The organism is Halosimplex marinum, from assembly GCF_051414075.1.
Taxonomy (GTDB): domain Archaea; phylum Halobacteriota; class Halobacteria; order Halobacteriales; family Haloarculaceae; genus Halosimplex; species Halosimplex marinum.
In genome coordinates this window covers 80,188-101,704 of the sequence record NZ_JBLKNY010000002.1, presented here as the reverse complement: position 1 = coordinate 101,704, position 21,517 = coordinate 80,188, and the positions used below count along the sequence as shown (strand labels likewise).

21 protein-coding genes are annotated in these 21,517 nt (G+C 70.7%); 11 read left to right on the top strand and 10 right to left on the bottom strand.

What is annotated here, in order from left to right:
- The first annotated feature begins 15 nt into the window (after positions 1–15).
- The 5 genes from ACMGFI_RS00775 (at position 16) to ACMGFI_RS00755 (ending at position 3,159) form a co-directional block, all read left to right on the top strand.
- Entirely contained in the window at positions 16–222 is a 207-nt protein-coding gene (locus tag ACMGFI_RS00775; RefSeq protein WP_436906678.1) for a DUF7331 family protein, read from the top strand.
- A 57-nt stretch (positions 223–279) separates the two neighbouring features.
- On the top strand, positions 280–660 hold the full coding sequence (locus tag ACMGFI_RS00770; protein WP_436906677.1) for a DUF7322 domain-containing protein: 381 nt from the start codon (positions 280–282) through the stop codon (positions 658–660).
- A gap of 83 nt (positions 661–743) precedes the next feature.
- Positions 744–1,265: a DUF7346 family protein gene (locus ACMGFI_RS00765; RefSeq protein WP_436906676.1), complete on the top strand. Its 522-nt coding sequence runs from the start codon at positions 744–746 to the stop codon at positions 1,263–1,265.
- Positions 1,266–1,301: 36 nt separating this feature from the next.
- A complete protein-coding gene (locus ACMGFI_RS00760) occupies positions 1,302–2,216 on the top strand; it encodes a hypothetical protein (protein WP_436906675.1) in 915 nt (304 codons plus the stop codon).
- Positions 2,217–2,382: 166 nt separating this feature from the next.
- Entirely contained in the window at positions 2,383–3,159 is a 777-nt protein-coding gene (locus ACMGFI_RS00755) for a YihY/virulence factor BrkB family protein (protein ID WP_436906674.1), read from the top strand.
- A gap of 1 nt (position 3,160) precedes the next feature.
- Here ACMGFI_RS00755 and rad50 read toward each other — a convergent pair whose 3' ends face one another.
- The 3 genes from rad50 to ACMGFI_RS00740 all read right to left on the bottom strand — a co-directional run bounded on the left by rad50 (position 3,161) and on the right by ACMGFI_RS00740 (position 7,639).
- Positions 3,161–5,860, bottom strand: coding sequence for a DNA double-strand break repair ATPase Rad50 (gene rad50, locus ACMGFI_RS00750; RefSeq protein ID WP_436906673.1), 2,700 nt, complete (start codon positions 5,858–5,860; stop codon positions 3,161–3,163).
- Positions 5,857–7,230 carry a DNA double-strand break repair protein Mre11 gene (mre11, locus tag ACMGFI_RS00745; RefSeq protein ID WP_436906671.1) on the bottom strand — a complete coding sequence of 458 codons (1,374 nt, stop codon included), beginning with the start codon at positions 7,228–7,230 and terminating at the stop codon, positions 5,857–5,859. Before mre11 ends, rad50 begins: the two co-directional genes overlap by 4 nt.
- Before the next feature lie 142 nt (positions 7,231–7,372).
- On the bottom strand, positions 7,373–7,639 hold the full coding sequence (locus ACMGFI_RS00740) for a MarR family transcriptional regulator (protein ID WP_436906670.1): 267 nt from the start codon (positions 7,637–7,639) through the stop codon (positions 7,373–7,375).
- Between the two features lie 261 nt (positions 7,640–7,900).
- Between ACMGFI_RS00740 and pan1 the strand changes: the two genes are divergently transcribed.
- Entirely contained in the window at positions 7,901–9,112 is a 1,212-nt protein-coding gene (gene pan1 / locus ACMGFI_RS00735; RefSeq protein WP_436906669.1) for a proteasome-activating nucleotidase Pan1, read from the top strand.
- A 220-nt stretch (positions 9,113–9,332) separates the two neighbouring features.
- Here pan1 and ACMGFI_RS00730 read toward each other — a convergent pair whose 3' ends face one another.
- The gene (locus ACMGFI_RS00730; RefSeq protein ID WP_436906667.1) at positions 9,333–10,379 is read right to left on the bottom strand and encodes a PAS domain-containing sensor histidine kinase; all 1,047 of its coding nucleotides are present in this window, start codon (positions 10,377–10,379) and stop codon (positions 9,333–9,335) included.
- Positions 10,380–10,517: 138 nt separating this feature from the next.
- On the opposite strand from ACMGFI_RS00730, the gene ACMGFI_RS00725 reads away from it, so the two are divergent.
- Complete coding sequence (locus tag ACMGFI_RS00725; protein WP_436906666.1) at positions 10,518–10,658, top strand: hypothetical protein; 141 nt, start codon at positions 10,518–10,520, stop codon at positions 10,656–10,658.
- Between the two features lie 75 nt (positions 10,659–10,733).
- Here the strand turns inward: ACMGFI_RS00725 and ACMGFI_RS00720 are convergent, their stop codons facing one another.
- Positions 10,734–10,931, bottom strand: a complete 198-nt coding sequence (locus ACMGFI_RS00720) for a DUF5800 family protein (RefSeq protein WP_436906665.1) — start codon at positions 10,929–10,931, stop codon at positions 10,734–10,736.
- A 146-nt stretch (positions 10,932–11,077) separates the two neighbouring features.
- On the opposite strand from ACMGFI_RS00720, the gene ACMGFI_RS00715 reads away from it, so the two are divergent.
- Positions 11,078–12,364, top strand: coding sequence for a polymer-forming cytoskeletal protein (locus ACMGFI_RS00715; protein ID WP_436906664.1), 1,287 nt, complete (start codon positions 11,078–11,080; stop codon positions 12,362–12,364).
- A 55-nt stretch (positions 12,365–12,419) separates the two neighbouring features.
- Positions 12,420–13,601 (top strand): redox-regulated ATPase YchF, encoded by a 1,182-nt coding sequence (locus ACMGFI_RS00710; RefSeq protein WP_436906660.1) that lies wholly within the window; start codon positions 12,420–12,422, stop codon positions 13,599–13,601.
- 24 nt (positions 13,602–13,625) lie between these two features.
- Here ACMGFI_RS00710 and ACMGFI_RS00705 read toward each other — a convergent pair whose 3' ends face one another.
- Positions 13,626–14,072 carry a DUF7124 domain-containing protein gene (locus tag ACMGFI_RS00705; protein WP_436906658.1) on the bottom strand — a complete coding sequence of 149 codons (447 nt, stop codon included), beginning with the start codon at positions 14,070–14,072 and terminating at the stop codon, positions 13,626–13,628.
- A 110-nt stretch (positions 14,073–14,182) separates the two neighbouring features.
- Here ACMGFI_RS00705 and ACMGFI_RS00700 point away from each other — a divergent pair, with 110 nt between their 5' ends.
- Positions 14,183–14,656: a hypothetical protein gene (locus tag ACMGFI_RS00700; RefSeq protein ID WP_436906657.1), complete on the top strand. Its 474-nt coding sequence runs from the start codon at positions 14,183–14,185 to the stop codon at positions 14,654–14,656.
- Positions 14,657–14,784: 128 nt separating this feature from the next.
- Here ACMGFI_RS00700 and ACMGFI_RS00695 read toward each other — a convergent pair whose 3' ends face one another.
- From ACMGFI_RS00695 to tmcA, 4 genes are all read right to left on the bottom strand, one after another.
- On the bottom strand, positions 14,785–15,849 hold the full coding sequence (locus ACMGFI_RS00695; protein WP_436906655.1) for a guanosine monophosphate reductase: 1,065 nt from the start codon (positions 15,847–15,849) through the stop codon (positions 14,785–14,787).
- Positions 15,850–15,972: 123 nt separating this feature from the next.
- Positions 15,973–16,827, bottom strand: a complete 855-nt coding sequence (locus tag ACMGFI_RS00690) for a UbiA family prenyltransferase (RefSeq protein ID WP_436906654.1) — start codon at positions 16,825–16,827, stop codon at positions 15,973–15,975.
- A 490-nt stretch (positions 16,828–17,317) separates the two neighbouring features.
- Entirely contained in the window at positions 17,318–17,824 is a 507-nt protein-coding gene (locus ACMGFI_RS00685; protein ID WP_436906724.1) for a DUF456 domain-containing protein, read from the bottom strand.
- Positions 17,824–20,160, bottom strand: coding sequence for a tRNA(Met) cytidine acetyltransferase TmcA (gene tmcA / locus ACMGFI_RS00680; protein ID WP_436906653.1), 2,337 nt, complete (start codon positions 20,158–20,160; stop codon positions 17,824–17,826). Before tmcA ends, ACMGFI_RS00685 begins: the two co-directional genes overlap by 1 nt.
- Positions 20,161–20,233: 73 nt before the next feature.
- Between tmcA and ACMGFI_RS00675 the strand changes: the two genes are divergently transcribed.
- Complete coding sequence (locus ACMGFI_RS00675; protein ID WP_436906652.1) at positions 20,234–21,289, top strand: NAD(P)H-dependent flavin oxidoreductase; 1,056 nt, start codon at positions 20,234–20,236, stop codon at positions 21,287–21,289.
- Positions 21,290–21,517: the final 228 nt, after the last annotated feature.

Genomic DNA, 21,517 nt, shown 5'->3' with positions numbered 1-21,517 from the left:
CCCGGTCGTGAAGCCATGACGGACCACGCGCGGCGACGCGGCGAGGCGGACAGTGCGGAGAGCCAGCCGTCCGCGGACGTGCGAGTCGCCCCCGCCGACCCCGAGGGGGTCGCGGCCACGGACGCCTATGAGGTCGACGGCGGCGTGGTCCTGTTCGATACGGAGAACCCGCTCGCGTGGGTCGAGGCCGACGACGCCCTCGCGCTCGGGCGGATGGCCTGAGCGGCGTCGACAGGTCGAGTGGGAACCCTTTTGCCCGCGAGTCCGCTACCCGTCGGTGTGCTGGGAGACGACGGCGACGGCGGGGACGACCCGTTCGACGACCCCGGGGGCTCCGAGTCGTCGCTCGGCCCGGACATCCCCGAGGTCGACGTTCCGGAGGTCGACGTGCCCGAGGTCGACCACGACTACGGCGACGCCGACGCCTTCGACGCCGACGTGGACCCGGAGCTCAGGCGGACCTTCTGGCGGCTGGTCGTCGTCTTCGACGTGGCCCTGCTCGCGCTGTCGCTCGGGCCGATGTTCGTCTACTTCAGGGGCGACTGGGCGACCGGCGGCCCGCTGTTCGCGCTCGGCGCCGTCGCGTTCGCCTACGGCGTCCTGACCTACCGCCGCTACCGCGCCGACAACCCGACTGAGTCCGAGCCGGTCGGCGAGTGACGCGGCCCTGTCGCCCGCCGACTCCCCGGCCGTGGCCCTTCGCGACCGGAACGGCTAACCCCGCGAGGCCGCTACCGCCGCTCATGCGAACGGTCCGCGACGACTCCGGCCGACGGCTGGTCCTGCTGAAGGAGTCCGGCGACTCCTCGCTCGTCCGCGATCCCGACACGGGCGAGCGGCGCCACGTCGCCAACGAGACCCTGGAGCCGGTCGACGGCGAGTCGCCGCTGGCGACGGCCAGCCGCGCGGTGCCCGAACCGGTCCGCGCCGTCGCGAGCGCCGTCCGCGACGACCGCTCGCTCGGCCTCCTGCTGGAGATCGACGCCCGCTCGCCCGTCGACGTGCGGACGCTGACGGGCGCCGTCGACCTCTGCGAGAGCGACCTGCACGGCCTCCTCTCGGAGTTCCGGGCCGCCGGGCTGGTGGCCGAGACCGACGTTGCGGGCGTCCGCGGCTACGAGACGACCGACCTGGCGAGCGCGGGGCTGGCCGCGATGCGGGGCGCGGGCGTGGACGGTGACGACCCGGCCGAGAGCGACGACGACCCAGCCGAGAGCGACGACGACCCGGTCGCGGACGACGCCTCGAACGCGGCCGACCCCTGACCAAGACATTTACCGCAGCGCTCCCGACGGAGTGGTATGGACCGGAATTGGCTGCGGGCGCACGTCGTCGGCGAGCGCCCGAAGCTGATCCCGGCCGCGTTCGCCGTCGGCGTCGTCGCCGCGGTCGCGTTCGAACTGTTCCTCGCCGTCCTCGGTACGGGGCCGGGGTTCGCGGTCCTGACGGTGATAGCGTATCTCGTCGGCGCCGCGGCGCTGATCCGCCTCGTGTTGCGGTGGTCGGGCGGCGTCGTCACCGCCTGGGCGGCCGCGTTCCCGTCGATGTACGCGTTCGCCTGGCGGCTCTTCTCGTACGTCGGGATGCCACCACCGGACCTCGGCCGATTTCTCCCGCCCGCGGTCGCGCTGACGCTCGGCGTCGGCACCGCCCTGTACGTCCTCGGCACCGCAGTGGGGTGGATGCTCCGTAGGTCCGGCCTCTCACCCGCGAGCGAGAACCCTGCCGAGGAGGGGGTCGCAGGCGCGGTCCGTCGGAACAGGCGCGCCGTCCTCGTCGGGAGCGTCGGCGGCGTGCTCACCCTGACCGCCGGCGTCGGCCACGCGCTCGGCTGGTGGTGCCAGGCCGAGCCCGCTACCTGCCACGTCGATAACGAACTCCCGAGCGCGGTCGACGCCCGAGTCACCGTCCGCCGGGCGGACGAGACGGTGTTCACCGCGTCGCCGTCGCTCGGTCCGGCCGAGGACACCCAGGCGGGTTCGGCGGACGCGACGCCGGACGACGCCCGGTTCGAGGAGGCCGTCCCGCTCGGCTGTTCGTTCCCCGCGACGGTCACCGTCGCCGTGGAAGCCGACGACCGGTCCGCGACCGAGACGGTGACCTTCCCGGAACCGGACCTCTCCCGGTCAGAGAGCCTGTTCGGGTCGGTCCTCCACATCCGGGTCACGGACGGCGACATCGAGATCGAGGCGAACTACTCGATCGCGATCGCCTGAGTCGCCGGCCTGTCGGAGGCGAACCGGACGACGTAACGGATGGAACGTATCCGCCGCCGACCGTCCGACCCCGGACGCGGGGTTCGCCGTCCGGTCGCCTCGCGAGCCACGCGACCCTTTCCTGCGCCAGCCCCGCTTTCAACCGCTCGCGGCCGGTACCTGGCGTATGTCGACCGTCCGCTCCGTCGTCGCCCTCGCCCGCGACCGCAACCTCACTTTCCTGGCGGCCGGGATCACCTACTACGCGTTCGTGTCGATCATCCCCATCCTGCTGCTCGCCGTCGTCGTCGCGTCGGTCGTCGGCGGCGAGGCCCTGGTCGACCGCGTGGTGTCGATGGCCGACCAGCAGCTCTCCTCGTCGGGCGCCGAGAGCCTGACCCAGGCGCTCACGGCCTCCACCGGCCGCGGCGCCGCGGGAGTCGTCGGGTTCGTCACGCTGACCTGGAGCGCCCTGAAACTGTTCCGCGGCCTCGACCAGGCGTTCGACGAGGTCTACACCGACGACGTGGAGGCCTCGCTGCTCGACCAGATCCGCGACGCCCTTGTCACGGTCGCCGGCATCGGACTCGCCATCGGGCTCGTCGTCGCCGTCGGCGTCGCCCTCTCGGTGCTCCCGCTGGAGATCCCGCTCGTCAACGTCTTCGGGACTCTCGTCCTGGTCGCCGCCCTCGCGATCGCCTTCCTGCCGATATACTACGTGCTCCCGCCGGTCGAGGTGTCCGTCTCGGAGGTGCTCCCCGGCGCCGTCGTCGCCGCCGTCGGCTGGGTGCTCCTCCAGGTCGGGTTCCGGCTCTACGCGTCGAACGCCGGCCGCTACGCCGCCTACGGTGCGATCGGCGCCGTCCTCGTGTTCGTCACCTGGCTGTACTTCGCGAGTATCGTCGTCCTGCTGGGCGCGGCGGTCAACGCCGTCCGCCGCGGGCGGCCGGTCGAAACCGCCTGACTCAGTCGTCGGCCTCGACGGCCTCGGCGAGCCGGTCCTCGGGCTGTTCCCGGCGCACCGACGACCGATTCGTCGTCGAGTCCTTCTCGACGCGGACCAGGTCGTCGGCGGCGCCGACGAGTTCGTCGTCGTGGCTGACGACGAGGATCTGTTCGACCCCGTACTCGCGCATCGCCTCGACGAGTTCCACGAGCTGGGAGACGTGGCCCGAGTCGAGGAAGACGGTCGGTTCGTCGAGGATGAGCGGCGGCATCGGCGCGGCGCCCTCGATGCCCTCCGCGAGCAGTCGGTAGATGGCACACCGCAGGCTGAGGTTGAACAGGGCCCGCTCGCCGCCCGACAGCTGCTCGGGATCGAGCGCCTCGCCGTCCTTCTGGTAGACGGTGAGCTCGTACTCGCCGGAGAGTTCGATCCGGGCGTACGAGTCGTTCTGGTAGACGAGGTCGAAGATCTCGTTGAGCATCGCCTCCAGGCTCTCGACGTTGCGCTGGCGCAGTTCCGCCCGGAGGTCGCCGTACATCCGCTGGAGTCGCTCGGCCTCCTCGTACAGCGAGTCGAGCCGCTCGACGCGCTCGGCGAGTTCCTCGCGGCGCTCACGGAGCGATTCGAGTTCTTCGATCTCGTTCTCGACCCCGCCGATCGCGCTCTGGAGGTCGTCGCGGCGCTCGCGCAGTTCCTCCAGCTTCGCGTCCGCCTTCTCGATGTAGTCGACGGCGTTGTCGTGTTGCTCGCGGGCCTGCTCGATCCGGTCGTCGTCGAACTCCTCCTGTAGCTCCGACCGGCGCTCGCGCTTCTCGGCGAGCCGCTCGCGGCGCTCGTCGTTGGTCTCCGCCAGCTGTTCGCGGCGCTCGCGCAACCCCTCGATAGCGTCGGTCGCGTCGGCGACCTCGTCGAGCAGTTCGTCGACCCGCTCCAGCCGCTCGCGGCGCTCGCGGATCTCGCCGCGTTCGGCGTTGATCTCCCCGGCCCGCTCGCGGCACTCCTCGGCATCGCTCTCGTGTTCCTCGGCGGCCTCCCGTTTCTCCTGGGCCTCGGCCTCGAGGTCGTCGGCCTCCTCGCGGAGCCGCTCGGCCTGCTCGCCCTTCTCTTCGAGAGCGTCCTCGCGCTGTTCGACCAGCTGCTCGACGTTCGAGCGGTTCGTGCGACACTCCTGAACCTCCGATTCGACCTCGACGAGGTCCTCGGCGCGCTCCAGGCGGTCCTCGAGGTCGTCGCGACGCTCGCGGGCGTCTTCGAGGTCGGCCTCCAGTTCGGCGAGGCGCTCGCGGTCGTCGTCGATGGACTCGACGTGGGGGGACCCGTCCACGTCCTGGCCGCACTCGGGACACTTCCCCTCGTCCAGCAGTTCCTCGGCCTCCTCGATCCGGTCGCGCTGGTTCGACACGTCGGATTCGAGGCTGGCGACCCGCTCGCGGGCCTCGCTCAGCTCGTCGGCGACCTCCGCGCGGAACGATTCGGCCTCCCCGAACGCGACGGGCGCGTCGTCGAATTCGGACTGCAGGGACTCGATGCGTTCGCCCAGCTCGTCGATCTTCTCGCGGCGGTCGGCGAGTTCCTCGCGCGTCTCGGCCACCTCCGATTCGAGGTCGTCGGCCTGCTCGCGCTTGGCCTCGGCCTGCGATCCGAGGTCGTCGGCCGTCTCACGGAGGTTCTCCGCCTGCGTGCTGTGCTGGGACACGTCGGCGGTGACCTCCTGCAGCGTCTCCTGTAGCTCGTCGTCGCGCTCGGCGAGGTCGTCGAGCAGCGAGTCGACGGCCGCGGGGTCGGGCGGGTCGTCGGCGGTCCCGTCCAGTTCCGTCTCGGGGAGCAGGTCGCGGAGTTCCTCCCGCCGGGTCTCCCGGCGCTCCCGGTGGTCGGCGATCTCCTCGGACAGATCTTCGCGGTCGCGCTCGGTGTCGGAGATCGCCTCGCGCAGCTCCTCGACGTCCGACTCGATGTCGTCGAGTTCCTCGCGTTTCTCCTCGTAGCTGTCGAGGACGTCCCGGGCCTGGTCGCGCGTCTCGACGGCCTTCTCGCGTTGGTCCTCGAACCGTTCGATGTCCGACGTGACGGATTCGAGGTCCGTCCGGAGCTCGTTGAGCCGGGCGTGGAGGTCGTCGTCCTCCTTGGCCTCGATCTGGTCGTCGAGCTGCGAGAGGGAGCCGCGCTTGTCCCGGCGGACGCGGTCGACGCCGACGCGGGCGTCGCTGGCGCGCTCGCGGTAGTCCTCCAGTTTGCCGAGCTGGAGCAGCGAGTCGAGCATGTCCTGGCGCTGGCTCGGCGAGGCGTTGATGAGCTTGTTCACCTCGCCCTGGCGGACGTACGCGCAGTTGACGAACGCCTCGGCGTCCATCCGCAGCAGCTCCTCGACGTAGCCGCGCACGTCGCGGGCGCCCTCGACGGTCCCGTCGGGGCCCTCCAGCACGCACTTGGCCGTCTGGGCCTGATCGCCGGTCGCGCGGACGCGCCGCTCGACGTGATACGAGTCGCCGCCGTGGGCGAACCAGAGTTCGACCTCGGCGTCGTCGGCGCCGATGGTGACCACCTCGTCGAGGGTGTTGTCCAGCGCCTTCGCGCCGTACAGCGCGAAGAAGCAGGCCTCCAGCAGCGAGGACTTGCCGCTGCCGTTGAGCCCGTGGATGACCGTCACGCCGCGGTCGAGGCGCACGTCCGCGTCGTCGTAACACTTGAAGTTCGAGAGCCTGACGCGCTCGAACCTCACTGGAACTCACCCCACGTCGCCTGACCGTCCCCGTCTTCCGCGGGGGCTCCGTCTTCCGCCGGCGCTCCGTCCTCCCGGGCGTCCGATTCGGCGTCAACGTTTGATTCGCCCCCGGCATCTTCGGATCCGTCAGCGGGGTCGCCGCCGTCGGCCGCCGCGCTCGCGGCGGCCGTCTCGTCGTCGGCCGCTGGGGAAGCGGGTTCTCCGTCGCCGTCGTCTTCTGTCGATTCGGACTCGTCCTCGCGCTCCTCGGGGTCGACCGACTCGAAGGCCGCGGGGTCGCCGTCCTCGACGAGGTCGGCGACCCGGTCTTCGACCACGTCGTCGACGTTGGAGTCGGCGACCTTGCTGGCGCGGACGGTCTCGTCGAGCGAGCGGGCCGCCTCGCTGAGGCCGAGTTCGCGGACCCGCTCGCGGACGGCGTCGTCGGGGTCGGCGAACGACACCTCCCGCTCGGTCTCGTCGGCCGTCTCGCGGTGGTCGGTGACACGGGCGACCAGCGCCCCGCGGTCGAGGGCGAACTCCTCGACGGCGGCCGGGGTGACCGGCTCGCCCTCGCCGTCGATTGTGACGACGACGACCGCGTCCTCCAGGTCGTACTCGCCGACGCGCTGGCGGACGGTTTCGATACCTTCCCCCTCCTTGAGCTCCGGGTCGACGAAGACGAACTCCCGGGTGTCCAGCCCGCGGCGGCGGACATCCACCTCGCCGTCGAACTCGACGACGTTGTAGCCCCGCTCCTCGCGCTCGGCGGCGCTGGTGCGCTCGGTCGACCCGCAGTAGGTGACCCAGGTGTCGTCGACCTGGGCCGTCTCGGCGTGGTGGTTGTCCCCCAGCAGGAGCGCGTCGAAGTCGACATCCGTCGTCGCGAAGATGTCGCGGGGGTCCCACTCGCCGAAGTCGAACGGCTCGAACAGGCCGTGCGTGACTAAGGCGGCGTGGTCGGCGCCGTGCGGTTCGAGGTCCAGTTCGAACCCCTCGCGCTTCGAGCGCGGGACGAAGTCAAGCCCGTAGAAGGCGGTCGATCCGAGTTCGACCGGCTCGGGGCCCAGCCGGGTAGCCAGTCCAAGCGATTCGAACAGGTCGAGCCACTGGCCCTCGCGTTTGGCCTCGTGGTTGCCGACGACGGCGAGGAACGGGACGCCGGCGTCGTCGAGGGTCCGCAGGACCGAGAGGGCGCCCATGATGTCGTCGAGGGTCGGCCGCCGGTCGTGAAAGAGGTCGCCGGCGTGGACGACCGCGTCGACATCGTCGGCCACGGCGTCGTCGGCCACCTGTCGGAACGCGTCGAGGTAGTCCCGCTTGCGCTCCGGCCGGTGGTACTGCCGGTAGCCGAGGTGGGTGTCCCCGGTGTGTATCACGCGCGTCATCTACGCCGGGGTACGAAACCCCGGCCTAAAGAGGTGTCGCGAGCGCGGTGAAAGTACTCCCGTCGGGTACGGTCGACCTACCTCGCGGTCCGGCGAACGCCGCGCCGAGCGGGGAGAACGGGGACGGAACGCGGGAGCGCGATCACTCGATGTCGAGCGTGTAGATGCGCTTGCGGGCGTCGGCGAACGAAAAGCGGGAACTGACCACGTCGACGTCTTCGAGCCTGTTCAGCGCGTAGCGGACGGTCCGTGGGGGCAGCAGCGTCTCCTCGGCGAGCTGGCTCTGGGTCAGCGCGTCGTTGTACTCCAGGGTCTTGGCCACCAGCTTCGCGCTGGGGGGCAGGTCGCGAACGGCGTCCCAGCCGTCTTCGGCCACCGATTCCGCCTCCGCAGTCTCGGACGTGCTCATCGTGACTGTCGCTTTCGGATACAGACTAATAATATTTCCCGTTTCGAATAATTACCTCCGAGAATCTATCGGCAAGAACCGCACTCCCCGTCGTCGCGGGCGGACCGGTGTTCGGGGCCCGATACGTCACTCGATAACACATGACTCGGTCGGTGAGCCGAGCACGTGCGAGAGCGGGCGAGCGGGCCGGACGCGGCCGGGTCGGCAAGTGACCCGCCCGACCCGAAACCTCTTATTATCCCATCCGCTAGCAGGGGTGTAATGACCGACACCGTGGACGAGGTGGACCTGCCGTACGACGACGACGCCTCCCAGCAGGAGAAGATCGAGGCCCTGGAGGAGCGCCTCGAGGTGCTCGAATCGCAAAACGAGGAGATGCGGGACAAGCTGCTGGACGCCAACGCCGAGAACAACAAGTACCAGCAGAAGCTGGAGCGGCTCACCCACGAGAACAAGAAGCTCAAGCAGTCGCCGCTGTTCGTCGCCACGGTGCAGGAACTGACCGACGACGGGGTCATCATCAAACAGCACGGCAACAACCAGGAGGCCATCACCGAGGTCACCGACGAGATGCGCGACGACCTCGAACCCGATTCGAGAGTGGCCGTCAACAACTCCCTGTCGATCGTCAAGAGCCTGGAGGACGAGACGGACGTGCGGGCCCGCGTCATGGAGGTCGAGGAGTCGCCGGACGTGACCTACCAGGACATCGGCGGCATCGAGGACCAGCTGGAGGAGGTCCGCGAGACCGTCGAGATGCCGCTGAAGAACCCCGATATGTTCGAGGAGGTCGGCATCGAGCCGCCGAGCGGCGTCCTCCTGCACGGCCCGCCGGGCACCGGCAAGACGATGCTCGCCAAGGCCGTCGCCAACCAGACCGACGCCACGTTCATCAAGATGGCCGGCTCCGAGCTCGTCCACAAGTTCATCGGCGAGGGCGCCAAGCTCGTCCGCGACCTGTTCGAGCTCGCCCGCCAGCACGAGCCGAGCGTGCTGTTCATCGACGAGATCGACGCCATCGCGGCCAAGCGCACCGACTCCAAGACCTCCGGCGACGCCGAGGTCCAGCGCACGATGATGCAGTTGCTCTCGGAGATGGACGGCTTCGAGGAGCGCGGCGAGGTCCGCATCATCGCCGCCACCAACCGCTTCGACATGCTCGACCGCGCGATCCTCCGCCCCGGTCGCTTCGACCGCCTGATCGAGGTGCCCAAGCCCGACGTGGAGGGCCGCGAGCAGATCTTCCGGATCCACACCCGGAGCATGAACCTCGACGAGGAGCTGGACTTCGCGGAGCTGGCCGAGCTGACCGGCGAGGCCTCCGGCGCCGACGTGAAGGCCGTCTGCACCGAGGCCGGGATGTTCGCCATCCGCGACGACCGCACGGAAGTGCGGATGCAGGACTTCCTCGACGCCTGGGACAAGATCCAGGCCGAAGACGAGGACGAGGACGTGTCGCGCACCTTCGCCTGACCCGTCCGGTCCACCTCTCCTCATACGGATTATTGCAAGCGTGTACCGGGTCGACCGCACGACTGCGTGCGGTCGATCCCGGAATGTCTCGCAGTAATCCGTATCACTCGTTTTCCGACCGGCGAGCGGCCGCGCCGTCCCGTCGGAGCGCCGTGTCGTCGCGTCGGAGCGGTGATACCGGGCCCGGGCCGGAGAGAATAAACCCGTCCGTCCGACCCGGTCAGCGACTCGCGTCCGTTCCGTCGAGTCGCGGGAGCGCGATCTCGACCACGTTCCCGCGCGGTTCGTTCTCCGAGAAGGAGAGTTCGCCGCCGAGCGAGGTGACACACCAGTGCATCACCCAGAGGCCGACGCCGGTGCCGTGGTACGTGCTGGTGGTCTCGACCGTCTCGTCGAGCACCTCGGTCTCCACGTCGGGGATCGGCGGGCCGTCGTCGGCGACGCGGATCACGCACTGCCCACCTTCGGCCGCCACGGTCACCTCGACGGCCGGCGTCTCGCGGTCGTTGTGTTCGACGGCGTTCTCGACGGCGTGTTCGAGCGCGTAGCGGAGCCCGTCGTCTGCCATCAGCCAGGCGTTGTCCTCGACGGTCAGCGACAGCTCCGCGCCGGGATAGGCCTCGCGGGCGCCCTGGACCACCGGTCCGGCGACGGCCCGAACGTTCGTCGGCTCGCGCTCGGTGGCGTCCGGTTCGGCCATCTCCTCGATCTGCCTGACCGACTCGCTCAGCCCCGCGACCTCCTCGGCGGTCGCCTCGACGCGCTCCAGTTCGGCCGCGAGTTCCTCGTCGTCGACCGCCGCGCGGACGTGGCCGGCGCGGCCCGCCACGAGGTTCATCCTGTTGCGGAGGTTGTGGCGGAGGACCCGGCTGAGTAGCCGCAGCCGCCGCTCGCGGGTCCGATACTCCGTGATGTCGTCGATCTCGGCGAGGACGCACGTCCGCCCGTCGATGGTCGTCGGGCTGAGTCGCACGCGGACCCAGAGCAACTCCCCCGTCGCGCGCTCGACCTGCCACTCGAACGACTGGCGCTCGCCCTCGGCGGCCGCCCGGATCCGCCTCGTGGCCTCCGCCTCCGTGAACTTCGTCGACGGCGCCGTGTACTCCCCGACGGTCATCTCCCGAAGCTCCGCCGTCGAGTAGCCGTACAGCCGCTCCAGGCTCTCGTTCACGTCCAGGACCGCGCCGCTCTCCGGGTCGTGAAGGGTGATCCCGACATCCAGGTCGTCGAACGCCGGCGGTAGCGTTACGCCCCGGATCACGCTCATACCGATTGTTGTGATCCCAATCACTTACCAAATCGGCCTAAAATATTTGGCGGATAGGTTCGACCGCGGGACTGCGGTCGGATTCGACGGAGTGTCGACCGACCGAACATCTAAGCCCGCGGGCGTCGACCCTCGACCGTGAACGCACTCGATCGCTTCGACGGGCCCGCGTGGACGACGGCCGCGGCGACGATGGCCAGCTACGGCCTGATCCTCCTCCTGCTGTTCGCGCTGCTGTTCGCCGTCCCGTTCGTCGTCTACTCGCAGGGACTGGTCTGAGTGTGCGCCGGCGGTCGGTCGGGGGCGAGCGCGGCGGCGGCCGGGCCGCTCAGTAACCGCCGGCTGTCGCGTCCATCAGTCGACGATATCGGCGATCCGGCGGGGTTCGCCCGACAGCGAGGGGTCGCTCTCGACGAGCTTCAGCACCTCGTGGTCCGTGACCTCCGGGTAGGACTTCCGGGTGGCGTCCTCGATGAGCGACTTCTCCAGGCGGAAGTCGTGGCCCTCGTACACCACGTCGACCCCCTGCTCGTCGAACGAGAGTACGGTCATGCCCGCCGGTAGGCCGCCGCCGGATAAATATCTGGAGATCCGCGCGTCGGATCGAGAGCCCGCCGCCCGCCACACACCGGAGCCGTCAGACACGCGTCAGACGCCCGTCGTGCGCGGTGTGAGGGTTTATTACGACTGAAATCGCTATGTCGGGTGTGCCGATCCGCTCGGACCCGCTCGACGAACTCGCCATCCCCGACGGCACCACGGTCGAGGAGCACGACCTGGTGACCGACGGGGACGTGATCGTCGGCGGGCAGAGCACCGTCGAGTTCGGCGTCCGCGGCGACGACGTGATGGCGGGCGAGCGGGTCACCTTCGACGGCCACATCGAGGCCGAGGGCGACTGCCGGCTGGACATGTGGAGCGAGGTCGAGGCGGACGTGCTCGTCGGCGGCGACGCCTACCTCGGCGAGCGGACGCGGGTCGGCGGCGAACTCAAGGTCGCCGGCAACGTCGACATCGGTGACGACGTGGACATCGAGGAGAGCTTCGAGGCCAGCGGCCACATCGTCATCCGCAACCCGATGCCGACGGTCGTCTTCCTCGTCGTCTACCTCTCGCAGTTGCTTCGTATCGGCGAGGAGGAGGCCGCCGAGGACCTCGCCTCCCAGCTCGTCGACGCCGAGGACGACGAGGACCAGCCGGTCGTGATCCCCCGCGGCGCCCGCGTCAGCGACGACGCCTGGCGCGTCTCGACGCCGGCTACCGTCGGTGACGACTGTCGGCTCCACGGGAACATCCGCGCCGAGTCGCTCGACGTGGGCGAGAACAACACGGTCTTCGGCAGTCTCCGCGCCCGCGGCGACGTGGTCGTCGGCGCGGACACCGAGATCAAGGGCGACGTGACCACCCGCGGCGGCGACGTGTTCGTCGCGGAGGGCGCGACCGTCTGGGGCGACATCTCCGCCGAGGACGTGGAGCTCCACGAACACGCCGTCGTCGAGGGGAAGATCCGCGTCAGCGGCGAACTCACGCAGGTCCGCGACGCGCTCGGTCCCGAGCCCGCCGACGGCGAACCGACGACGGACGACAACGCGGGGGCCGGCGACGACGCGGCGACCGAAGACAGCGAGGCGGACGAACCGACCGACGCCGATGGCGACGACGGTCCGACAGACGACGAGGCCGAGACGGGCGACGACTCCGTCCCGGCGGAGACCGCCGACGATTCGGTCGACACTGTCGACGACGGGGACTCCGACGACGACACGGACCCCGCCGACGATACCGACTCCGCCGACGGAGTCGAGAGCGACCCTGACGAGGGATCTACCGACGAGCCGCCGGCGGTCGAGAGCCGCGAGAGCGTCGAGGCGGAGTTGGACGGCGTCGTCCCGATGATGGGGGGCGACGCCGACCACATCGAGAACGCGGACCACAGCGAGAACGGTCACGACGAGGACGCGGAGATCGTTCCCGACGCGGACTGACCGCGGCGGAGTGAGGGACCGAAAGCGGCTTTTCGCGGCCCCGGGAAGTAGGGGTATGCTCTCTATCGCGCTTGCCGGCAAGCCCAACGCCGGCAAGTCGACCTTCTACAAGGCGGCGACGATGGCCGACGTGGACGTGGGCAACTACCCGTTCACGACCATCGACGCCAACCGCGGCGTCACGCACGTCCGCACGGAGTGTCCCTGTCTCGACCGCGAGGAACGGTGCGGCGACGAGAACTGCCACGACGGCAAGCGGTTCGTCCCCGTCGAGTTGCTGGACGTGGCCGGCCTCGTCCCGGGCGCCCACGAGGGTCGCGGCCTTGGCAACCAGTTCCTCGACGAACTCTCGAACGCCGACGCCATCCTCCACGTCGTCGACGCTTCTGGAGGTACGGACGAGGAGGGCGAGCCCGTCGAGGTGGGTGAACACGACCCCGTCGAGGACCTGCAGTTCATCGAGGAGGAGATGGACCTGTGGCTCGCCAGCATCGTCGACCGCAACTGGGAGGGCGTCGAGCGGGCCTCGCGCTCGCCCGATTTCGACATCGACGAGGAGCTGACCGAGCTGCTGACCGGCGTCGGCGCGACGGAGCTGGACGTGGCCCGGACCCTCCGCGAGCTGGACTACCCCGACGACCCCATCCAGTGGACCGACGAGCACCGCGAGGAACTCGCCGCCGAGATCCGAGAGCGCACCAAGCCCATCGTCGTCGTCGCGAACAAGGCCGACGTGGCCCCGCCCGAGAACATCCAGGCGCTCAAGGAGCGCAACGAGGCGACCATCCCCGCGACCGCAGACGGCGAACTGGCACTGCGGAAGGCCGCCGAGGCCGGCGTCGTCGACTACGACCCCGGCGATCGGGACTTCGAGATCGACGGCGACGTGAGCGACCAGCAGGCCCAGGGGCTCGAACAGATCCGCGAGGTGATGAACGAACACGGCGGGACGGGCGTCCAGCAAGCGCTGGACACCGCTGTCTACGACGTGTTGAACCAGATCACGGCCTACCCGGTCCAGGACGAGACCCACTGGACCGACGGTCAGGGCAACACCCTCCCCGACGCCTTCCTGCTCGGCGAGGGGTCGACGCCGAAGGACCTGGCCTACGCCGTCCACTCGGACATCGGTGATGGGTATCTCCACGCCGTCGACGCGCGGAAGAATATGCGCATCAGCGACGAGGAGGAACTCGACGAGGGCGACGTGATCAAGATCGTCTCGACGGCGAACTGACTCGTTTCAGAAGCGCCCGCCCGGTCACTCCGACCCGGGGAGGCGGGCCCAGAGACGGTCGAGAAGTCCCGGATCCGACGAGCTGGGACCGCTGTCGGAACCCGCGAGCGACCAGCCGGCGGCGTCGGCCACCTCGGCGGGCCGGCGGAACTCCCAGCCGGTCGCGTCGGCGATCCGGCGGTCCTCCGGCGTCGTGCCGACGAAGACGTGTCGCGGCGCGTCGCTGTCCTCGCGGATGCCCTCCATCGCGAGCCAGATATCGCGGTCGCCCAACTCGAAGTCCTGCCGGATGTCGCGTTCGGCGACGAACTCGGCGACGGCATCGGTGTCGTTTGCGACGACGCCGACGTAGCGGCTCCACTCGCGGGCCTCGGAGAACACCCGTTCGGGGTCCGCGAACTCGCGGACGGCCGCGAGTTCGAACGCGAGGGTCATCTCGCCGTCTCGGTCGCCCCCGGCGTCGACGCTCATAGATGCTCGTTCGGTCGCCTCGGGTAAAGCTACTGGCCGGGCCGCAACGATACGGTGAACGAATAAGTATCAGTCCCAAAATAATAGTTCACTCTTGTAGTATCGTTCCTATGGACGACCTGTCGAGGCCCGAGGTGCCCCTCTCACGACGACAAGTGCTGGCTGCTGTCGGGGGAATCGCAGGGATGGGCGGAGCCGGATACGTAGGGGCCCGCAGGGCGGCGAAAGAGGGGACGATCAACGCTCGATTCGTGGCCGGGAATGACCTCAACGACAGCGGGACGGTAGTCGGGACGACGGATATCCTGACCGTGATCGGTCACATCGATTCACCGCTAACCCGCCGGATCCATCCCGACTATCGGCAAGCCTTCCCCGACGAGCCACCGATGACTGTGTCGGCATCGCTCCACCAAAGGCTCCAAAACGACTTCGACGACGTCGATTACGCCTTGAGCCATTCGTGTCCAGAAGCGGAGTGTTCGACGCCCCAAGTCAGTCGGAAAGATTTCAACAGCGGTAGAATGGGTGAGGAGATCCGACTGCTGTATCACTCCCAGTCGCGGGCGGTCGTTATTCCATAGGAGCCTCTAGGGTACACTGACCAGAGACGAGCGACCGACTGAGGGATTCGGTCGCGGGTGACGCTCTGCCGAATGGATTCTCTGTACCGAGCTTCCGACGGTGGATAGTCTGACCTGCCCCAGGGCCCTCAGTCGTCGACGACGACCGTCTCCCAGTCGTGGTCACCGTGGGCGCCCTCCCGCTCCTTGGCGGCCTGCTCGACGCGGATGAACTCGGCGTTCTCGCGGGCCTCGGGGATGGTGTGGCCGCCGCAGTACGAGAGCCCGGAACGGATGCCGGCGCAGAACTCCTCGGCCACGTCGGCGAGGGGGCCCTTGTACTCGGTGAAACCCTCGACGCCCTCGTCGGCGTCGACCTCGGTCCCGGCGTCTTCCTTGTCCGTGCGGTCCTCGGCGGCGGCGGTCGTCGCCATGCCGCGGGACTTCTTGTAGCGCTCGCCGTCGACCTCGACGATCTCCGGCGGCGTCTCCTCGGTGCCGGCGAAGAGGCTGCCCATCATCACCGTGTCGGCGCCGGCCATCAGCGCCTTGACGGCGTCGCCCGACGAGCGGATGCCCCCGTCTGCGACGATGGGGATGCCCAGGTCGGCGGCGGCGTCCGCGCAGTCGTCGACGGCGGTGAGTTGCGGGACGCCCGCGCCGGCGACGCGGCGGGTCGTGCAGTGGGAGCCGGGGCCGATGCCGACCTTCACGCAGTCGGCGCCGGCGGCCGCCAGGTCGCGGACGCCGTCGGCCGTGGCGACGTTGCCGACGACGAGATCGGTGTCGGGGAACTCCTCGCGGAGGCGTTCGACGGTGTCGAGACACCGTTCGAGGTGGCCGTGGGCCACGTCGACCATCACGCAGTCGGCGCCGGCGTCGACGACCGCCGCCGAGCGGGCGACCGCGTCCTCGGCGATGCCGACCGCGGCGCCGACCTGCTGGCCTGCGTCGACCACCTGTTCGACCGCCGCGGCCTGCTCGTCGACGCTGAGGAAGCGGTGGATCGTGCCGAACCCGCCGGCCCGGCCGAGCGCGATGGCAGCGTCGGGGCCCGTCACGGTGTCCATCGGGGCCGACAGCAGGGGAGTGTCGAGTTCGATGTCGGGCGTCAGCTGCGTCGAGAGGTCAACGTCGCTCCGGCTGTCGACCGGCGACCGCTGGGGGACCAGCAGTACGTCGCCGTACGAGAGGCCGGTTCGGAGGTTGTCCATACCGCCACAATCGTAACGCGTCCGGCCGTATAGCCGTGACGGTCCCGGGTCGGCGTATGCGGTGCCTACTCGCCTCGGAGCCGGCGGACCCGTGGGCACACGTCGGCCTCGGCGCGCCGCTCGTCAGCCAAGCGGTCGGAACCACACCGCGGCGACGAGCGCCGCGAGGAACAGGTACGACCCGCGGATGAGCAGCATCGTCGCGAGTTCGGGTTCGGCGCGGCGGGCGACGAGCGCGACCGCGCCGAAGACGAGCCCCGCGGCGCCCGCGCTGGGCGGGATGGCCCGCAGCCCGAGTGCGAGCGCGACGACCGCGACCATCCCGGTCGCCATGAGCGCGTAGGCGGCCCGGTGGGCGCCCCGCTCGCCCAGCACGACTGCGACCGTCCGCTTGTCGATCGAGCGGTCGTAGTCGTAGTCCTGCGCGTCGTCGATCACCTTGATCCCAGAGAGAAAGAGCAGGAACACGCCAGCGAGCCCGACGACCGCGGGGGTGAGCCGCCCGGCCTGGACGTGGAAGCCGCCGAGGAGCGCGAGCGCGATTCCGGCCGGGTAGCCCATCGTGGCGCCGACGGTGTTGGTGTCGAGCTGGGGGGCGTGAAAGTATCCCAGCGCCCACGTCGGCGCCGTGAGCGCGGCCGCGGCCGGTCCGGCGAGCGCCCAGACCGCGGCGAGCGCGAGCAGAAATCCGGCGGTCGACCCGACGAGCGCGCGCCGGCAGGTCGGCGCCGAGAGCGGGTGGCTGTCGTCCTCGTCGCGGACGTGGAAGTCGACGTAGCCGTCCTTGACGTGGGCCGTGTAGACGGCGAAGAAGAGGGCGGCGACGTGGGCGGCGGCCGCCGCCGGGTCGACCCGCCCGGCGAACACCCCGCCGAACAGCGACGCCGCCAGCGGCGGTAGCATGAACACCGGGTGTACCTGCGAGAGCAACGCTCGAACGACTGGAATTCCCCCACTGGCGTGCGTGGCCTCCCCCATGGGACCCCCTTCGGCCGGGAGCGACAACGTTCTTTCGCAGGATCAGGTTCCACTCTCGTGGGTTCGGTGACGAGAGTGTTCAATTCAGGCGGTAGCTGTTGCGGTCGCGGTGCGGTCGGCGCGCGCTGTCGCGGCCTCCGTGCCGCGACGTAGCCGCGCGAGGGATGAGCGACGATAGGAGCGAATCGGTTGGGGAGGTATGTGGCCGTCTGCGGTGCTGTGCGGGGCGGTGCAGTGCTGTTGCGGTCGCGGTCCTGGTGGACTGAAAGGGCGAGGCGCGCTCGCGCCGGTAGTCGCCTGAGCGGGCTACTATCCGCGCGGGCGGTGCGGAGAGCGCGGATATCCCGCCTCAGCGACCGCGAGCGGGCCGAGGGCTTTCACCGCTTGCTGTCAGGTGCGGTACTGACTCCAGCGAGCGAGCGGGCCGAGGGCTTTCAGCGCTCGCCATCGACTGCGGACACTCTCGAACGACTTTCTTCTACGACCCAACTCACAGCAGGAAGACGCCGACCATGGCGACGAGGACCCCGGCGGTCAGTAGCACCTGGAGGACGCTTGAGGTGAGCATCCCGAGCAGGGTCACGCCGGCGGCGCGGGCGCTCTCCTCGAACTCGCCGCCGTCGGCCAGTTCGAGGACGAACACGGTTCCGGCGGTCCCGAGGAGGAAGCCCAGCGGCCCCCACACGAGGCCGACCAGGCCGACGGCGGTGGCGATGACGGTCGTGCGGGTCGAGGCGCCGCCGGCCTTCGCGGAGACGGCGCCGGCGAGCCAGTCGGTCGCGACGGCGATCAGGGCGACGAACAGCAGTCCCGAGAGGACGAAGACGGTGGGCTCGGCGAAGCCGCTTCCCCACCAGTAGACGACGACGCCGGCGAGCGAGAGGATCCCACCGGGGACCAGCGGGGTGACGCTGCCGACGACGCCGCCGATCAGGAGGACGAACGCGGCGATCACGAACAGGTCGACGGGGAGGGCTTCGAGCGCGGGGAGTTGCATCATTCGAATCGCTCCAGTTCCGCCGCGACCTTCGGGCCGCCCAAGTGTGAAAGTAGCGGTCGGGTCGCCTCCCCGAGCGCCCGCATGCACTGGCCGTGGGAGTGGAAGTCCAACTCGTCGGCCACCGCGCCCCACGGATGGCCCTGCAGCGCCTTCCGGACCAGCAGGCGCTCCTGGCGGGGGTCGAGCAGCGCCCCGCTCGGGTCGTCGCCGGGCGGGTCGTCGTCGGGCGGATCGGCGTCGGTCAGATACCGGACGGTCAACCGCCGGAGCGGCCGCGGCGAGGTGTCGAAGATGCCCGCGCCGCCGACCGTTCCGGCCAGCAGGCGCCACTCCCACTCCGAGAGGTCGAGGTCCGGCGTCGCGTCCGCGCTGCGCAGTGCAGCCCGCACCACGTCGGGGTCCATGTCGTCCAGCGGGTCCGACAGCATCGCCCCGACGCGGTCGACGAACCACCGCGAGTGGCGGTCGGCCAGCTCCCGGCCGGCGTCGCTCGTCGGGTCGAGCATCACCGCGGAGTACTCGCCGCTGGCGTCGTTGCGCGTCGTCGAGAGGTGCACCGTACTGAATCCGTTCGCCCGCCAGAAGGTCAGGAGTTCCGGCGTCGCGCCGTAGCCGGTGCCCAGCCAGTCCACGTCGTCGGCGAACTCCCCCCGTATCTCGGCGAGCAACCGCGAACCCAGCCCCCGCGAGCGGACGGCGTGGTGGGTCGCGATCCGGAGCACGCGTAGCCCCTCCGGCACGCCCGCGTCCTCGTCGCGCAGTTGGCTCGTCAGCACGTCGGGGATCATGTTCCCGCGTACCCGGCCGCCCTCGTACATCTGCGCACGCAGGTCCGCGGGGAGGTTCCCCTCGCGGGCCAGCAGCGCGACCGAGACGACGTGGCCCTCGTAGGTGAGCGCCCGGACGGTCACGTTCGGCGCGTCGAGCAGGCGGGCGAGGTCCGACGGCTCCGTGCGGTAGTGGGCGGCGACGAGCAGCCCGAAGACCTCCCGGAGCAGGTGCTCGTCGGCCAGCAGGTCGGCGGCGTCGAACGCGCGGTAGTCGAGCGAGCCGGCGCCCTCGCCTTCATTCGCGCCGTCGCCGACGCCCTCGACGAGCGGGTCGACGGCGGGGCTGGCGTCGAGCAGGAGCGCGCGGAAGGCCCACACCTCCACGGGGTCGCCGGCGGCGTAGCGGATCGGGTCAGTCATCGCCGCGTCCGTCACTTCGAAGTCGCTGTCGGCCAGGCGGTCGCGGAAGCGGACGGAGAACCCCCGGCCGGCGCCCTCGTAGCCGTGGACCGTCGTGGTGAACGCCGCCGCGGGCGCGTCGAGAAATCGTTCGAGCAGTCGCACGGGTAGCGCCGCGGCCTCGTCGACGACGACCGCGTCGGGGTCGTCGGGCAGTTCGGCCGCGTCGGTCGGTTTCTCGAAGCGGACGCGGCCGGCCGGACCGTCCGTATCGGCGTCGCCTCCTACCTCCAGCAGTTTCGGGTCGGATTCGTCGGGGTCGCCGGCGAGTGCGTCGGCCTCGGCGAGTACCTCGCGGGCGCGGGCGAAGACCTCCGCTGCACTCCGGTACTGCGGCGCGGTCACGAGCACGTCCCGCCCGTCGAGCGCGAGCGCGCCCGCGGCGAGTCCGGCCGCGCTCGACTTCCCGCGGCCGCGGTCCGCCTCCACGACGACGGCGTTACCGGGTTCACCGAGCGCTTCGAGCGCTTCGACGGCGGTCACCTGGTCGTCGGTCCGGCACCGCTCGTAGACGGCGGCCGGGAACGCGGGGTCGTCGGGGACCGCCGGCGGGTCGGGCGGGCGACGCGGCGCGGGGTCGGTCAGTCCGTCGCGTTCGACGGTCGGGTCGCCCGCCCCGTCGCCTACGTCGACGACGGCGACCCCGGGGTGGGCGCGGAGCAACTCGACCAGCCGGCGCCGGAAGTTGCCGGCCACCTCGGACACGTCGAAGGGCGGGACGGCGAGCGTCTCGTCGAAGGCGTCCCGGCGGTCGGGCCAGGCGTCGAGCGACGGGGCACAGAGGACGAGGAGGCCGCCGCCGTCGACGGCCCCCACCGCTCGTCCGAGGGCGTTCGGACGGCACGCCTCGTGGCAGTCCACCACCAGCGCGCCGTGGGTCGTCCCGAGCAGGTCGCCCGCGCGGGCCGGCGGGACCCGCTCCCAGGGGGTACCCTCGGACTCGCCGAGGTAAGTCGCGTCCCGCGAGTCGATGTCGGCCGCGTCGAGCGCCCGCTCGGCGGCTTCGCGGGTGGCTGCCCCCTCCCCGGCGAGGACGAGTAGCCGTCGCTCGTTGGTGGCGCGGCCCTCCGCGCGCAGGGCCTCGGCGACGCGGCCGACGGTCATGGGTCCCCGTCCGCCGCCGAGCGACAAATGCCCGCCGATCGGATTGAAGGGCGGCCGCCGCACAGAGTTGAACGTGTCCCCCCACACGCCGCTCTGCGACGCGTCCGGGATCGACCACCCCGTCGTCCAGGCGCCGGTCGGGAGCGTCTCGACGCCCGAACTGGCGGCGGCGGTCTCCGCCGCCGGCGGACTCGGGACGCTCGCGGTGACCTGGCGCGACCTCGCGGCGACGCGCGCCGCGATCGCCGACATCCGCGACCGGACCGACGCGCCGTTCGCGGTGAACCTCGTCCTCGACGACGCCGCCCGCGAGCGGCCCACCGACGAGCATCTGACGGCGTGTCTCGACGCCGGCGCGCCCCTCGTCTCGTTCTCGTTCGGCGACCCGGCGCCGTACGTCGACCCGGTCCACGACGCCGGCGCGGACGTGCTTGCGACGGTGGGGAGCGCCGACGAGGCGCGCGCGGCGGCCGAGGCGGGCGTCGACGCCGTCGTCGCGCAGGGATGGGAGGCCGGCGGGCACGTCCAGAGCGACGTGGCGACGACGGCACTGGTCCCCCGCGTGGCCGACGCGACGCCCGACGACGTGCCGGTGGTCGCGGCCGGCGGCGTCGCGGACGGGCGCGGGCTCGCGGCGGTCCTCGCGCTGGGGGCGGACGGCGCCTGGCTCGGGACCCGCTTCGTCGCCACCGAGGAGGCCGACGCCCACGAGCGCTACCGCGAGCGCCTCGTCGCCGGCGAGGCGACGGAGACGGTCCGGGGAACGCCGTTCCCGAAGGGCTGGCCCGGCCAGCCCCACCGGACACTCGCCTCGCCGGCCACCGAGCGGTGGATCGCGGCCGGCCGACCGCCGCTGGCCGAGCGGGATGACGCCGACGACGTGGTCGCCGACCTCGACGGGGACCCGCTCGAACGCTACGTCGACCTGCCGCCGCTATCGGGGGTCGACGGGAGTGTCGAGGAACTGCCACACTACGCCGGCCAGAGCGTCGGCGGCGTCGACGCGGTGGCGCCGGCCGCCGATGTCGTCGCGGAGCTGGTCGAGGGGGCCGAGCGGACGCTCCGCTCGCTGGCCCCGGACCGCGACGCCGACGGGCCGGAGGGAGACGGACCGGACGGGCGCGGGTGAACGGCGCCGCTCCGGGCTCCGGGGAGGCGGGCGAAAGCGGACGTGACGTGTGCAGACTGCTCGCACGCCGTTGCATCTTCGAAAGTGCTTTTAGTACTCCTCTGCCAGATGGGTGTACAGCCCGCGCGGGGTTGATGATGCTCCTAGCCTCTCAGGATATTCCGCCGCGATTTTCTCGCGGCGCCCGGGCCAGGCCCGGCGGCGGGGGAGCGCGAGCCCACGCGCGGG

Coding starts and splice junctions, on each gene's coding strand:
- ACMGFI_RS00775 (WP_436906678.1), top strand. CDS start 16: ATGACGGACCACGCGCGGCGACGCGGCGAGGCGGACAGTGCGGAGAGC.
- ACMGFI_RS00765 (WP_436906676.1), top strand. CDS start 744: ATGCGAACGGTCCGCGACGACTCCGGCCGACGGCTGGTCCTGCTGAAG.
- ACMGFI_RS00760 (WP_436906675.1), top strand. CDS start 1,302: ATGGACCGGAATTGGCTGCGGGCGCACGTCGTCGGCGAGCGCCCGAAG.
- ACMGFI_RS00755 (WP_436906674.1), top strand. CDS start 2,383: ATGTCGACCGTCCGCTCCGTCGTCGCCCTCGCCCGCGACCGCAACCTC.
- mre11 (WP_436906671.1), bottom strand. CDS start 7,230: ATGACGCGCGTGATACACACCGGGGACACCCACCTCGGCTACCGGCAG.
- ACMGFI_RS00740 (WP_436906670.1), bottom strand. CDS start 7,639: ATGAGCACGTCCGAGACTGCGGAGGCGGAATCGGTGGCCGAAGACGGC.
- pan1 (WP_436906669.1), top strand. CDS start 7,901: ATGACCGACACCGTGGACGAGGTGGACCTGCCGTACGACGACGACGCC.
- ACMGFI_RS00730 (WP_436906667.1), bottom strand. CDS start 10,379: ATGAGCGTGATCCGGGGCGTAACGCTACCGCCGGCGTTCGACGACCTG.
- ACMGFI_RS00720 (WP_436906665.1), bottom strand. CDS start 10,931: ATGACCGTACTCTCGTTCGACGAGCAGGGGGTCGACGTGGTGTACGAG.
- ACMGFI_RS00715 (WP_436906664.1), top strand. CDS start 11,078: ATGTCGGGTGTGCCGATCCGCTCGGACCCGCTCGACGAACTCGCCATC.
- ACMGFI_RS00710 (WP_436906660.1), top strand. CDS start 12,420: ATGCTCTCTATCGCGCTTGCCGGCAAGCCCAACGCCGGCAAGTCGACC.
- ACMGFI_RS00705 (WP_436906658.1), bottom strand. CDS start 14,072: ATGAGCGTCGACGCCGGGGGCGACCGAGACGGCGAGATGACCCTCGCG.
- ACMGFI_RS00700 (WP_436906657.1), top strand. CDS start 14,183: ATGGACGACCTGTCGAGGCCCGAGGTGCCCCTCTCACGACGACAAGTG.
- ACMGFI_RS00695 (WP_436906655.1), bottom strand. CDS start 15,849: ATGGACAACCTCCGAACCGGCCTCTCGTACGGCGACGTACTGCTGGTC.
- ACMGFI_RS00690 (WP_436906654.1), bottom strand. CDS start 16,827: ATGGGGGAGGCCACGCACGCCAGTGGGGGAATTCCAGTCGTTCGAGCG.
- ACMGFI_RS00685 (WP_436906724.1), bottom strand. CDS start 17,824: ATGCAACTCCCCGCGCTCGAAGCCCTCCCCGTCGACCTGTTCGTGATC.
- tmcA (WP_436906653.1), bottom strand. CDS start 20,160: ATGACCGTCGGCCGCGTCGCCGAGGCCCTGCGCGCGGAGGGCCGCGCC.